We start from the raw sequence: 12,981 nt of genomic DNA, 5'->3' as shown, positions 1-12,981 counted from the left end.
TCCAGATAGATCGTGGATCGTGTCTTGTTATGCCTTGCTCGGATGCCAGGAGGGCAACGAGGCACGATCGCGGGGGTACAACTCTTGGTCTCGCCTGAGTAGCTCCAACTCACGTTCTCCCAGGTAGGCACCAAACGGCGGCGACGAGTAGTCGTAATGCGCGGCGACGGTCCCGTCTTCGTATATCCGCAGCAATGCGTTACACCAAGCCCCGCCGCCGTCGTCTCGACGTGTTGCGGCCCGCAGTGTCCGGCCTTCGGCGGCCGCGTCGACAAATAGGTAGATGGGTACGGGTGACGGTTTACCCTGATCAACCACGATGGCGAAGGAACGCACCTCGTCGGCCGCTCCCGAGAGGTTGAAGACCGCAATCTTCCACCTCTCCGGCAGCACCTCGGCGAGTTTTGCGGCGGTGGCAAGTAGTGGGTCGCCCTTCGCCGCGCCTAAGTCGTCGAACCTGAGTTTCGGAAGTGGGACGCCGTCATCATCGAACGTCGGCGGATCATGGTCTGAAGCATCGTCCGAGAATCCGGAACGGATGATGTCGAGTATCTTCTCGACGCTGATCCACTGCCCGTCGGGGAACTGAACATACTCCTCATGGCTCGTAAACTGACTGTGACACCTCGGCCGCCGCCCCGCCCACCACGTCGTTGACCAAACTATGCCGGTGTCCGGTGATGGCGAGTCGGGAACGTCCACCGGGACCGGAACGCGCCGGGGCGGAGTCGACGCCTGGCAGACTAGGGCTGGCTCAACCGGCGGACAACAGGAGGACACGGTGAACGACGTCCAGAGTTCCAGTGGCGGGCAGGCGCGGAATGCGCCGGTCCGGGTGCTACTGGTCGACGACCACGCGATGTTCCGCACCGGTGTACGGGCCGAGCTGGCGCAAGCGGCCAGCACGGTCGAGGTGGTCGGTGAAGCCGCCGATACCCAGGAAGCCATCGAGATGGTCGCGCGGATCGTGCCCGACGTCGTCCTACTCGACGTACACCTGCCCGGTGGCGGCGGCGTCGAGGTACTGCGGCAGCTGCACGGGAAGGTAGGCGACGTACGGTTTCTGGCGCTGTCGGTCTCGGACGCCGCCGAAGACGTCATCGGCACCATCCGGGCTGGAGCGCGCGGGTACGTCACCAAGACCATCACCGGTGACGACCTCGTCGCCGCTATCGTCCGGGTCGCCGACGGTGATGCGGTCTTCTCACCCCGGCTGGCCGGGTTCGTGCTGGATGCGTTTGCCGGCGGGGAGGCGCCCAGCGTCGACGACGATCTCGACCGGCTCACCCGTCGCGAGCGGGAAGTGCTGCGGCTGATCGCCCGCGGATACGCGTACAAAGAGATCGCCAAGGAGCTGTTCATCTCCGTCAAGACGGTAGAGACCCACGTGTCCGCGGTGTTGCGCAAGCTCCAGCTGTCCAACCGCTACGAACTCACCCGGTGGGCCACTGACCGGCGCCTGATCTGACCTGGCCTGATTCTCTGGTCGATTCCACTGGCGCGATCTTGGCACCCCGAGCCTCGATATACGACGCTACGTAGTAGGATCCTGGCGGATGCTGGCACCATTGTCCGTGCAACTTCGTCCGCCGAGATCAACAAGATCTCGCCGGGTGTAATGATCACCGGAAGCGACCGACAGCGTGACGTGAGAGGACGACGATGCAGTTTCTGTACAACGTTTTGGTGGTTTTTCACTTCATCGGGCTGGCGAGCTTGCTGGGTGGATGCATGGTGCAGATGACCACCTCCAAAGGTGAACGGGTGGTCAACGCCGCGATTCTGCACGGCGTCATGACTCAACTGGTCACCGGCGTGTTGCTGGTGGGTATGCAGGAGATGGCCGACTCGCTGAACATCGATCCGGATCACGCGAAGGTAGGCGTCAAGCTCGCGGTAGCCGCCGCGATCGCAGTCCTGGCATTCGCCAATCGCCGCCGCACCACCATTACCGACGGTGTGTACGGCCTGCTGTTCGCCCTGTCCCTCGGTAACGTGCTGGTCGCCGTCTTCTGGTGAACCTGGGGTTCGGCGGGGCCGACGAGCGGTGACCACCCGTCGCGCCATCCCGCCGATTCCGACCAACTCTTGGGCTGGGCGCGTCGAGCATGTCGGGGCGGCCGCATAGGCTTGACCCACGATGAGCGCACCCACAGAACAGTCCACCTTGTTCGCCCCGGAAGCCCACGGCACCCCCTCCGGGCGTGTTCGTGATGATGCTGTCGCTGAGCACCGGAAAGAGGACGCCGGGTCGTCGGATGAAGCGTCCATTCTTGACGGGCTGAATCCGCAGCAACGTGCGGCAGTGACCCATGAAGGGCCACCCCTGCTCATCGTCGCCGGCGCCGGTTCGGGCAAGACGCGGGTCCTCACTCGGCGTATCGCGTACTTGCTGTCCGAGCGCAACGTCCATCCGGGGTCGGTGTTGGCCATCACCTTCACCAACAAGGCCGCCGGGGAGATGAAGGAGCGGGTCGCCGAGCTGATCGGTGCTCGGGCCCGGGTGATGTGGGTCTCCACGTTCCATTCCGCCTGCGTGCGCATATTGCGGCGGGAAGCCAAACGGTTCGGCTTCACCTCATCGTTCAGCATCTATGATCAAGCCGACTCACAACGACTGATGGCCATGGTCTGCCGGGACCTCGAACTCGACCCGCGCCGGTATCCGCCTCGGATGTTCAGCTACGCCGTCAGCAACTTCAAGAACGAGCTCATCGATCACGAGACGGCCGCTGCGCAGGCCAACAACCACCATGAGCGCACCATCGCCGAGGCGTATGGCATGTATCAGCGGCGGCTGACCGACGCCAACGCGTTCGACTTCGACGATCTCATCATGACCACGGTCAATCTGCTGCAGGCGTTCCCTGACGTCGCCGAGCATTACCGCCGTCGATTCCGGCACGTCCTCGTCGACGAGTATCAAGACACCAACCACGCCCAGTACATCCTGATCCGAGAGCTGGTTGGCGAGACTGACACCGAGCCCGCCAACACGGACAGCCCTTCGGTCGAACCCGCCGAGCTGTGCGTGGTCGGTGACGCCGACCAGTCGATCTACGCCTTCCGTGGCGCCACCATCCGCAACATCGAGGAGTTCGAGAAAGACTACCCGGACGCTCGCGTGGTGCTGCTGGAGCAGAACTACCGGTCCACTCAGACCATCCTGTCGGCGGCCAATGCGGTCATCTCCCGCAACGAAGGGCGCAAACCGAAGCGGCTGTGGAGCGACAGCGGTGACGGCGAGAAGATCGTCGGATACGTCGCGGACAACGAACACAGCGAAGCACAGTTCATCGCTGAGGAGATCGACCGGCTCGGCGACGAGGGCCACGCCTCGCCTGGAGACGTCGCCATCTTCTACCGCACCAACGCCCAGTCCCGGGTGTTGGAGGAGATCCTCATCCGGGTGGGCCTGCCCTACCGCGTAGTCGGCGGAGTACGGTTCTACGAGCGGCGCGAAGTCAAGGATGCCCTCGCCTACCTGCGTTTTCTCGCGAATCCGGAAGACACCGTCTCGCTGCGGCGTATCCTCAACGTTCCCAAACGCGGCATCGGCGACCGCGCCGAGGCGATGATCGACGCGCTGGCTCAGCGGGAGCGCATCACGTTCTGGCAGGCGTTGCGGCGGGCTGGAGACGCTCCGGGCATCGCCACTCGCTCCGTGCGGGCCATCGAGTCGTTCGTCGCGCTCGCCGACGAGCTCCGCTTGCTGGCCGAGGACGACGCCGACCCCGCGGCCATCCTCGAAGCCGTGCTGGAACGCACCGGATACCTGGCCGAACTGGCCGGATCGGACGACCCTCAGGACGAGACCCGGGTGGACAACCTCCGTGAGCTGGTAGCCGTCGCCACCGAATACGACGTAGACCAGATCGAAGCCGAGGGCGGCACACTGACCGGATTCCTGGAGAAGGTCAGTCTGGTGGCTGATGCCGACGAGATCCCGGAAGGTGACGACCACGAGGGTGTCGTGACATTGATGACGCTCCACACCGCCAAAGGTCTGGAGTTCCCGGTCGTCTTCCTCACCGGGATGGAAGACGCCGTGTTCCCTCATCAGCGGTCCTTGTCCGAACCGCGAGAACTGGAGGAGGAGCGTCGCCTCGCCTATGTTGGCATCACCCGCGCCCGCCAGCGGCTCTACCTCTCACGCGCTACCACACGTAGCGCTTGGGGCGCGCCGAGCCACAACCCGGCCTCACGTTTCCTCGCCGAGATCCCGGAAGAACTCATCGAATGGCGCCGCACCGAAGCCGAACAGACCCGTTGGACCACACCACGGGCGCCACGGCTCGGCGGTGGGAACCAGGTCGGTTCACGGCCAATACCTGCTCTCGCCGCGGGCGACCGGGTCAACCATGACGCCTTCGGTCTGGGTAGGGTCGTCGCCACCTCGGGTACTGGCGATCAAGCCCAGGTAACGGTGGACTTCGGCGATGACGGCCTGAAGACGCTCATGCTACGTTTCGCGCCCGTCGAGAAGCTCTGACCTAGCCACCCGCCCGCCCCGCCCCAGGGGGGTGTGCACCTGATCTCCGTTTTGTCACCTGATCTTTTCCACAGCGGCGATCAGGTGTGCTAAACGCGGGCAACGGCCCACCGTCGTACATCTGATCTCGTCTCACCATACGAACGAAGAACGATCAGATGCGCCAACAGACCGTCATCGCGCGGTGATGCATCTGATCACCTGCGCCACAAGACCCACTCCGTACCCTGTGGGTTCGACCCTCGGAGCTAAGGGCCGGGCCACCCCCGAGCCATGAGCGCCCGGATCAGCGTGGACGCTACCGCCTCCGCACGATGGCGGACGGCGTAGGACGTGAAGCGTAGGAGCACACCGCTGCTGATGACGATCTCGTTCGCCCGGTCGATGTCCGCTTCCCACCGGCGCGCCTCAAGATGCCCCATCCCGTCGACCTCCGCATACAGGGCGTACTCATCCCAGCCGGCATCCAGGTAGCTCCGCCCGTCCGGTCGCTGGCGCACAAGCTGCCTCGACGGCTCCGGCAGTGCGTAAGTGCGAATGATTGCCGCAAATCTCCACTCTGGAACCGATTGAATGCCACCCTGAGCATCATCGAGCGTCTCAGCGATCAGTGCGTGCCGAGCGCAAGGTCCCCGACCCGGCAGTGCGTCCGACAGCTGTTGCGCCGACACCAATCCTTGTTGCACGCCTGCCAACAAGATCGCTCGCGCATGCTGATCACTGCTGGCCCAGCTGGCGCTGTCGAGCAGACTCCGCGCCGGCCTGGTCCGGCGAGGTCTACGCAACGGATGGATGTCAGAACTCGATAGGAACCGCGAGAAATGCTCGACCACACCGGCGAGTTTCAGCCGGCGGTATCCACAGGGCAGGGTTACGTGCACCTCAGCAGGGTCGAATCCGGACAGACCGTCGATCGACGCGGCCGTCAGACCGGACAACGCAGAGCCAGCGGGTGCGATCTTCAGCGCCGCCAGTGCTCGCTGTTCGGGAGTCAGCGGACCATTGTGTACAACGAAGACGTCCCGGCCGACACGCTGCCAGCGCTTGGCCCGGACCTCACGCCGCGCATGTCCCGCGTATGAGGCTGGGATTTCCCGCCTATGGACGACGCCGCGCTCGTCGTCGATCAAGGCGGTCCATCGCTCATCATCGAACGGCTCAGGTATCGGGTCAGCAGTCATGATGGCAGCCTCACGCGAGCCGGCCGAGAAGCGCTAGATACCAATCAGCGAATGTGGATAAGTCGAGCGACGGGCCCGCCGCAGCTGTGGATAGCACCCGTTCGCCCCTCCCCCAGAACCGCCGCGCGACACCCGGACCCCGTCCATGAGCAGCCGATGATCAGATGCATCACCGGGCGCTGGCGGGCGGTTGGCGCATCTGATCGTTCTTCGTTCGTATGGTGAGACGAGATCAGATGTACGACGGTGGGCCGTTGCCCGCGCTTAGCACACCTGATCGCCGCTGTGGAAAAGATCAGGTGACAAAACGGAGATCAGGTGCACACCCCGCGGTCGGCGAGGAAGGCGGCGCCCACGGCGACGGCGTGCACCCCGAGCAGGCTCGCCACCACCGTGATCGGCTGCTCCGACACGGGTGGTTCGGCGGCTATTCCGGCTTCGATGGCCGGTTGCAGCAGGTCCCAGGCCCGCGCAACGCCGCCACCAACGACGACATGGGTGACGTCCACCAGGGTCGCTACCATCACCGCCGCGGTGGCGACGGCTCGGCCGGCATCGTCGAACACCGCTGCGGCCGCCGGGTCACCCTCCCGGGCAGCCGCCGCTACGTCGACAGCGGTCAACTCCGCCGCCCCATTACCTGAACCACGACGTTCCAGGTACCGTCGGGCAATCGCCGGACCGGAGGCGAGGGTCTCCAGATGTCCGGTCCGTCCGCATGAACACCGCTGGTTGCCGAAGCCGGGGACGTGTCCGATTTCGCCAGCCGCGCCGTTCGGGCCGGTGTGCAGCCCACCGCCGATGACCAACGCACCACCAACACCCGTGCCCAGCGTCATACCGAGCACGTCGTCCAGGCCGCGGGCTGCCCCGATGCGGCGCTCACCTTCGATGAAGGCGTTGACGTCGTTCTCGACGACGACGGGCACGTGGAGGGCCATCCGGAGGTCGCTGGCCAGCGGGTACCCGGCCCAGTCCCGGAACGAGTTGGACGCCGCGAGGATGGATCCGTCGGCCGGGTCGATGACACCAGCCGCGCCGACGCCGACGGCGGTCAACTCGAAACGCCCGCGGCTCATCGCCATCTCGCACACTCGCACGGCCGTGCGGAACATGGCGGTGCCGCCTTCTCGGGCCGGGGTCGGCAGGCTGGCTTCGGCCACGATGGCACCGTCGTCACCGATGACGACGGCCGATGTCGTCGTTCCCCCGATGTCGATCCCGGCAGCCGCCGGCAGCCGTGTCGGTCCGCCCACTCAGCGGCCTCCGAGGCCAGCCGTCGCGATCCCTTTGACCAGGTGTTTCTGTAGGGCGATCACGATGATCGTGGTGGGGATCATGGAGACGATCGACGCAGCCATTTGCAGGTCCCAGCGGGTGCCGTGTTGTCCGGAGAACGACGCCAGTCCGATGGGCAAGGTGCCGTGGGATTGATAGTCGACGACGGTGATCAGCGGCCAGAGGTAACTGTTCCAGAAGGACAGGAACGTGAAGACGGCCAGCACCGCCACCGCGGACTTCGCCAGCGGCAGGATGATCTGCCAGAACGTGCGGAACGCGCCCGCCCCGTCCACCCGTGCGGCCTCGTCGAGTTCGTACGGGATACCGCGGAAGAACTGCCGCATGAGGAACGTGCCGAACGCGGTGAACGCGAACGGGAAAATCAGCGACTGGTAGGTGTCCACCCATCCGAACCACTGCATGACGATGAACATCGGGACGACGACGACCTCTTGCGGCACCATCAGCGTGGCGAGGAACAGGACGAACACGATGTCCCGTCCGGGCCAGCGCAGCCGGCCGAACGCGTAACCAGCTGTCGTCGAGACCACGAGTACCACCAGGGTGCCGGCTGTGGCGACGAAGAACGAGTTGAAGATGTACGTGGTGAACGGCCCGTACTGGAACACCTCGGCGAAGTTGCTCCATCTGATCTCCGAACCGAACAGCCGGGGCGGCATCGAGAAGACCTCGGTGTTCGGCTTCAACGCGGAGAAGAACGCATACACCAGTGGGAGCGCGAACATCGCGGCGGCAGCGACGACGGCCAGGTGGGCGAGCACCGTTCGCCATCGGCGCGGCCCGTCGCCGGCCACACTGGTGACGCGGTTCGACGGTGCGGCGGCCGAACGATCCTTCCGGAGACGACGGCGGGCCCCTCGGGTCGGCAGGGTCTCAGTGCTCATAGTGCACCCACCGTTTCTGCGCTTTGAACTGCAGGGCGGTGATCAGGATGATCAGGACGAACAGCACCCAGGCCGCCGCGGCCGCGAGGCCCAGGTTCTGGAATTGGAAGCCCTGGTTGTAGATGAACTGGACGAGAGGCATCGTGGCGTTGCCCGGGCCGCCCCCGGTCAGGAGCTGTGGTTGGGCGAATACCTGCAGCGACGTAATGATGGTCATGACCGTCGCGAAGAAGATGGCCGGCGACAACATCGGGATGACGACGCTGCGGATCATCCGGGCGCCCTGCGCGCCGTCGATCCGGGCGGCTTCGATGACCGACGTCGGAAGTTGTTCCAGCGCGGCGGAGAAGATGAGCATGTTGTAGCCCATCCCCTGCCAGACCGACATCATGACCACCATGATCATCGCCCAGTTGCGGTCGGCGAGGAAGTTCGGCAGCTCAATCCCGAACACCGACGTCGAGACACCGTTGAACAACCCCTGCGGTTGCAGCATCATCTTCCACACCAGGGCGTTGGCCACGATCGGTGTCACCACGGGGATGAAGAACAACACCCGGAACGCGCCTCGTCCGCGGATCCGCGGCGACAACGCAAGCGCCAAGGACAACGCGACGACCAGGTTGAGCGGCACGTACAGCAGCGCGAAGACCGCGGTGTTGCGCAGCGCGGGCCAGAAGTCCGGGTTCTTCGTGAACAAATCCACGTAGTTGCCGAGGCCGGAGAAGGAACGCTCACCGAAGGCCGGCCAATGGTGCAGACTCATCACGATCGACAGCACGACGGGCACAACGGTGAACACGGCCAGGCCGAGCAGGGCTGGACTGATGAATCCCAGCGCCTGCCGGGTCTCCGTTCTCCGCAGGCTGCCGCTCCGGTGGGGAGATCGCGTCTTCAGCATCACGCATCCTTCTCTGGCCGCGGCCCATCCGCCGTCCGGCTGTCCCTCGTCGTGTCACCCGCCGTCGACGTCGCCGCCCGGCCGGAGACGGTGATCCGAGCTCGTCGAACTCAGATCACCGTCGCGGGTCCGCGCTACCGGACGGGCACCTTCCGCCTCGGGCGTTCAGTCGCCGAACTGCGACTGCGCCTGGTCGAGAACGTCGGGCATCGACGCCTGGCCGGTGTAGACGCTGACGAGTTGCGGCTGCAGCGCCGTGTTCACCTGGTCCCAGTTCTTCGTCGAACGCTGGCCTTCGACGTTGGCGAAGGCGGCGTCGAAGGCAGCCTGGACGTCGTCCCGAACGTCGTCGTCGAGCGACTCGAAGTAGAGGGGCTGCGACTCCGCGCGGGCCGGGTAGCTGCGGCCGGCGGCGGCCATCGCGTCCTGGGCTTCCTTGCCGACCAGCGAACCGAGCACGGCGAGTGCGGCGTCCTTGTCCTCGCAGTCTTGCGAGATGCCGTAGCCGGAGCCCAGGATGAGGGCGGTGGCGCCGTTGTCGCCCGCCGGGAGGTTCACCATTCCGGCGGCGAAGCCAGCGTCGTTGCCCAGATAGCTCACCGCGTTCCAGGTGCCGTCGACGGCCATCGCGGCATTGCCGCTGGAATACTCGGTCTCGCCCCAGCCGGTGTCGGACGCCGACGGCACCGGTGCGGCAACGTCGTCGTCGGTCACGAGTGCCGCGTACCAGGTCGCGGCGGCGGCGAAGTCCGGGTCGGTGAGGGCGAGATTGCCGCTCTCGTCCACCGGCTGCTTGCCGGACCGCGCGATGGGCAGCGCCATCCACTGGAATTCGCCCATACCAACGGCGAACCCTTTGTTCGCGTCGGTGGTGGCGGCGCTAGCCGCGGCCTCGAAATCGTCGATCGTCCAGCCGATCTGCGGCTCGTCGGCGCCGGCCGCCGCGAAGAGGTCCTTGTTGTAATAGACGAGCATCGTGGCCACATCGAACGGCACGCCGTACAGCTGTCCGTCGTAACTCATGATGTCGAGGGCGCCGGGCGAGAAGTCGTCTTCGGAGAGCCCGGCCTTCTCCAGATCCTCGGCGGTCAGCGGGTGGAACGCCTCGGCGTAGGTGGACAGACGCTGGCCGTTCATCGACGTCACACACGCCACGTTGCCCGACGAGAGGTTGGTGGTGAGCTTGGTGAAGTAGTCGTTCCACGGTGCCGTCTGCAGGTTCACCGTGAGGTCCGGATTCTCGTCGCGGACGATCGCCAGGGTCTCCTCCAGCGCGTCGATGTCGGACTGGCTGCCAGCCCACATGTCCCAGACGATCGTCGCGCCGTCGCCGCCGCCATTGCCGGAACTGGTGGCCGCGCTGCCGTCGTCGTCGGATCCGCAGGCCGCCAGCGAGGCGGTCACCGCGACGGCCGCGCATGCGGCCAGCCCTCGGGTGATGTGCATGGTCGTGTCCTCTCGGTTGGGTCGATCCGGTCGCTGCGAGTGGGTGAAACCGGCGCCGATCAGGCACCCGGTTCCAGGAAGAGCTCGATGACGGGGACCTCGACGTCGGGCCGGACCGTCGGGAGGGTGAGGGTCAGCGTCCCGGGTGGCTGCCCGCCGGGTTCGGTGGTCAGGGCCACCCGGTCCGGCGGGATCTGGGTTCGACGGATCTCCGAGCCGTCGTTGAGTAGTTGTGCATACCGCACCTTGCCGGCCAGGCCTTTGACGTGGATGTGGCCGAATGGCCAGGCGAGCAGGTGTAGGTACAGCCGGTCGCCGCGTTGAGTGGCCACCGTGCCGGGTGGCGCCTCGAACGGGCCGTGGAGGGCGACCGCGCCGGCCGCGTGGACCGACCGCCCGTGCAGACGCATCCACCGCCCGATCGCGGCCAAGGTTCGCTCGTCCCGATCGCTGATCGCGCCGCGCCCGTCCGGTCCGATGTTGAGCAGGAGGTTGCCGTCTTTGGCGACGGTGTCGACGAGCATCCGGACCAGCAGGTCGGGTGTTTTGTAGTCGGTGTTGTCACGGTCGTAGCCCCAGCTGCCGTTCAACGTTTGGCATGCCTCCCACACCACGGGTTCGCCGTCGACGCGCATGGGGGCGTCTGGCTGGTACTGCTCCGGCGTGACCAGATCGGCGGGGATGCCGAGCCGGTCGTTGACCACGATGCCGGGCTGTAGCCGCCGGGTCAGCGCAAGGAGATCGTCGGCGGCCCAATCCGCTGGGTGCTTACCTTGCCAGCCGTCGCGTTCCTCGGCGTACGTGAAGTCGTAGAACAGGTAGTCGATGGGGCCGTACGTGGTAAGGAGTTCGGTGACCTGAGCGTGGAGATAGGCCCGGTACCGGTCCATGTTCTTGGTCTCGTTGGCCGCGCGAGCGTCGGGGTTGTCTCGGCGGGGGTGGTGGAAGTCGACTGTGAAGTCGGGGTGGTGCCAGTCGATCAGCGAGTGATAGAAGCCCACACGTAGCCCTTCGGCCCGGACCGCCTCGACGAATTCCGCCACCAGGTCCCGGCCGCAAGCGGTCCAGGCGTTGTAGTCGCTCGTCGTGCTGCGCCAGAGCGCGAACCCGTCGTGGTGTTTGGTGGTAAGTACGACGTACCGCATCCCGGCGTCTTTGGCCGCCCGAGCGATGCGACCGGCGTCGAACAGGTCGGGGTCGAAGACGTCGGCGTAACACTCGTAGTCCTCCACGGAGCGACGTTCGTGTGTCATGACCCACTCGTGCCGGGCGGCGAGGCTGTAGAGCCCGAAGTGGACGAAGAGACCGAAGCGCGACTCGGTGAACCACTCGGTGTGGGGCCGCCGGCCGGCGTCGTTGGAACCCTGGTGCGACATCCGTCTCCTTCGTGCGTCGAGTTTCCCGTCGGACGGGATTGCTCAAGATTCACTTCATTCGCGTGGTTGATGATTAGTTCATACTGTCGGGCAAAGTCACCGAAGTAAGTGAGACGAACACTAAAGGGGTCGGATGTTTTTCGCAACCCCTTGCCACCGGACGGGCGCCGGCGACATGATAGTGAAGCCCCTTCGTTCGATACCGAAGGAAGTGACCTTGACCACTGGAACCGTGGCGGCCAACGGCTCGCCCGACCGCTCGATCTCTTCCCGCATCGTCGGCCTGATCTCCGCCGGCGTCGCCACGTCGCGGGCGGAGCTGGCCAGAACACTCGGAGTATCCCCTTCTACCGTGTCGCTGCACGTCCAGGAGCTGCTGGAGTCCGGTGTGGTGACCGAGACCGGGGCCGGCGAGTCCCGTGGCGGACGCCGCCCCCGGCTGCTCCAAATCCGCGACGACGGCGGCCACGTACTGGTGGCCGACCTCGGTGGCACCCACGCGCGCGTGGCGGTCATATCCCTCGCCAGCGAGATCCGGATGGTGCAGGAGATCGACGTCGATGTGGCCGGAGGCCCCGAACGTTCACTCGACACGATCATGGCAAATTGGTCGGATCTTTCCGGTCCATGGGCGGACTCATCACCACTTCATGGAGCCGCCATCGGACTGCCCGGCCCGGTCGACATCGAGGCCGGACGGGTGGAGTCGCCCGCACGTATGCCCGGATGGCACTCGTTCGGGGTCGCCGAGTACGTTCGCGACCAGCTCGGCGTCCCCGTCCTCGTCGACAACGACGTCAACCTCATGGCGCTCGGCGAGCACTTCGCCCACGGCGCCGCCTTGCGGCACAGCGTGACGGTGAAGGCCGGCACCGGAATCGGCTGCGGGCTGATCGCCTCCGGCCAGTTGCACCGCGGCGCTACCGGCACCGCCGGCGACATCACCCATTCACGAGTCTCGGCGGCCGGCTCGACACCATGCTCCTGCGGCAAACTGGGCTGCCTCGAGACCATCGCCTCGGGCGCCGCCATCGTCCGGCAGCTCCGCGAACGTGGCCTCGACGTCCGAACCACCGCGGACATCGTTCGTCGGGCTCAAGACGCCGAGCCCGAGGTCACCTCAATGGTCCGGGACGCCGGGCGGCATCTCGGCGAGGTGTTGTGCACGGTGGTGAACTTCGTCAACCCGGATGCGGTCTTCCTGGGCGGGGCGCTGTCGACGCTGGAGCCGTTCGTCGCCATGGTCCGCAGCCAACTCTACGAGGGGTGCCACCCGCTGGTGACTCAGCAACTCCTCATCACCCGCACCACAACCGGGCCTGAGGCCGGGGTCGTGGGTGCCGGGCGGCTGATCCTTCAGCACGTCCTCCCGGAACGAGCGACCACCCCATAGCCCCCC

The 12,981-nt window shown here is 65.8% G+C and carries 11 protein-coding genes; 4 read left to right on the top strand and 7 right to left on the bottom strand.

The window, feature by feature from the left end; all coding sequences use genetic code 11:
- Positions 1–27: 27 nt before the first annotated feature.
- Positions 28–702: a hypothetical protein gene (locus G8760_RS24160; RefSeq protein ID WP_166355403.1), complete on the bottom strand. Its 675-nt coding sequence runs from the start codon at positions 700–702 to the stop codon at positions 28–30.
- Here G8760_RS24160 and G8760_RS24155 point away from each other — a divergent pair.
- From G8760_RS24155 to pcrA, 3 genes are all read left to right on the top strand, one after another.
- On the top strand, positions 665–1,468 hold the full coding sequence (locus tag G8760_RS24155; RefSeq protein WP_166355402.1) for a response regulator: 804 nt from the start codon (positions 665–667) through the stop codon (positions 1,466–1,468). The two genes, G8760_RS24160 and G8760_RS24155, sit on opposite strands and share 38 nt — an antisense overlap.
- Before the next feature lie 194 nt (positions 1,469–1,662).
- A complete protein-coding gene (locus G8760_RS24150) occupies positions 1,663–2,019 on the top strand; it encodes a hypothetical protein (RefSeq protein WP_166355401.1) in 357 nt (118 codons plus the stop codon).
- 121 nt (positions 2,020–2,140) lie between these two features.
- Positions 2,141–4,492, top strand: a complete 2,352-nt coding sequence (gene pcrA, locus G8760_RS24145) for a DNA helicase PcrA (protein ID WP_166355400.1) — start codon at positions 2,141–2,143, stop codon at positions 4,490–4,492.
- Between the two features lie 248 nt (positions 4,493–4,740).
- Here pcrA and G8760_RS24140 read toward each other — a convergent pair whose 3' ends face one another.
- The 6 genes from G8760_RS24140 to G8760_RS24115 all read right to left on the bottom strand — a co-directional run bounded on the left by G8760_RS24140 (position 4,741) and on the right by G8760_RS24115 (position 11,582).
- On the bottom strand, positions 4,741–5,673 hold the full coding sequence (locus G8760_RS24140; protein ID WP_166355399.1) for a hypothetical protein: 933 nt from the start codon (positions 5,671–5,673) through the stop codon (positions 4,741–4,743).
- Between the two features lie 314 nt (positions 5,674–5,987).
- Positions 5,988–6,929, bottom strand: a complete 942-nt coding sequence (locus G8760_RS24135; RefSeq protein ID WP_207782670.1) for an ROK family protein — start codon at positions 6,927–6,929, stop codon at positions 5,988–5,990.
- A complete protein-coding gene (locus G8760_RS24130) occupies positions 6,930–7,859 on the bottom strand; it encodes a carbohydrate ABC transporter permease (RefSeq protein ID WP_166355398.1) in 930 nt (309 codons plus the stop codon).
- The gene (locus G8760_RS24125; protein WP_166355397.1) at positions 7,849–8,760 is read right to left on the bottom strand and encodes a carbohydrate ABC transporter permease; all 912 of its coding nucleotides are present in this window, start codon (positions 8,758–8,760) and stop codon (positions 7,849–7,851) included. Before G8760_RS24125 ends, G8760_RS24130 begins: the two co-directional genes overlap by 11 nt.
- Positions 8,761–8,925: 165 nt before the next feature.
- Positions 8,926–10,206 (bottom strand): ABC transporter substrate-binding protein, encoded by a 1,281-nt coding sequence (locus tag G8760_RS24120; RefSeq protein ID WP_166355396.1) that lies wholly within the window; start codon positions 10,204–10,206, stop codon positions 8,926–8,928.
- A 59-nt stretch (positions 10,207–10,265) separates the two neighbouring features.
- Positions 10,266–11,582, bottom strand: a complete 1,317-nt coding sequence (locus tag G8760_RS24115) for an alpha-L-fucosidase (RefSeq protein WP_166355395.1) — start codon at positions 11,580–11,582, stop codon at positions 10,266–10,268.
- A 217-nt stretch (positions 11,583–11,799) separates the two neighbouring features.
- On the opposite strand from G8760_RS24115, the gene G8760_RS24110 reads away from it, so the two are divergent.
- Positions 11,800–12,975 carry an ROK family transcriptional regulator gene (locus G8760_RS24110; protein WP_207782669.1) on the top strand — a complete coding sequence of 392 codons (1,176 nt, stop codon included), beginning with the start codon at positions 11,800–11,802 and terminating at the stop codon, positions 12,973–12,975.
- The last annotated feature ends 6 nt before the right edge of the window (positions 12,976–12,981 follow it).

It is taken from the genome of Phytoactinopolyspora limicola (assembly GCF_011320225.1).
In the GTDB taxonomy this organism is placed as follows: Bacteria; Actinomycetota; Actinomycetes; order Jiangellales; family Jiangellaceae; genus Phytoactinopolyspora; species Phytoactinopolyspora limicola.
The sequence above is the reverse complement of the archived record's forward strand: the minus strand, read 5'-3'. Positions and strand labels throughout refer to the sequence as shown.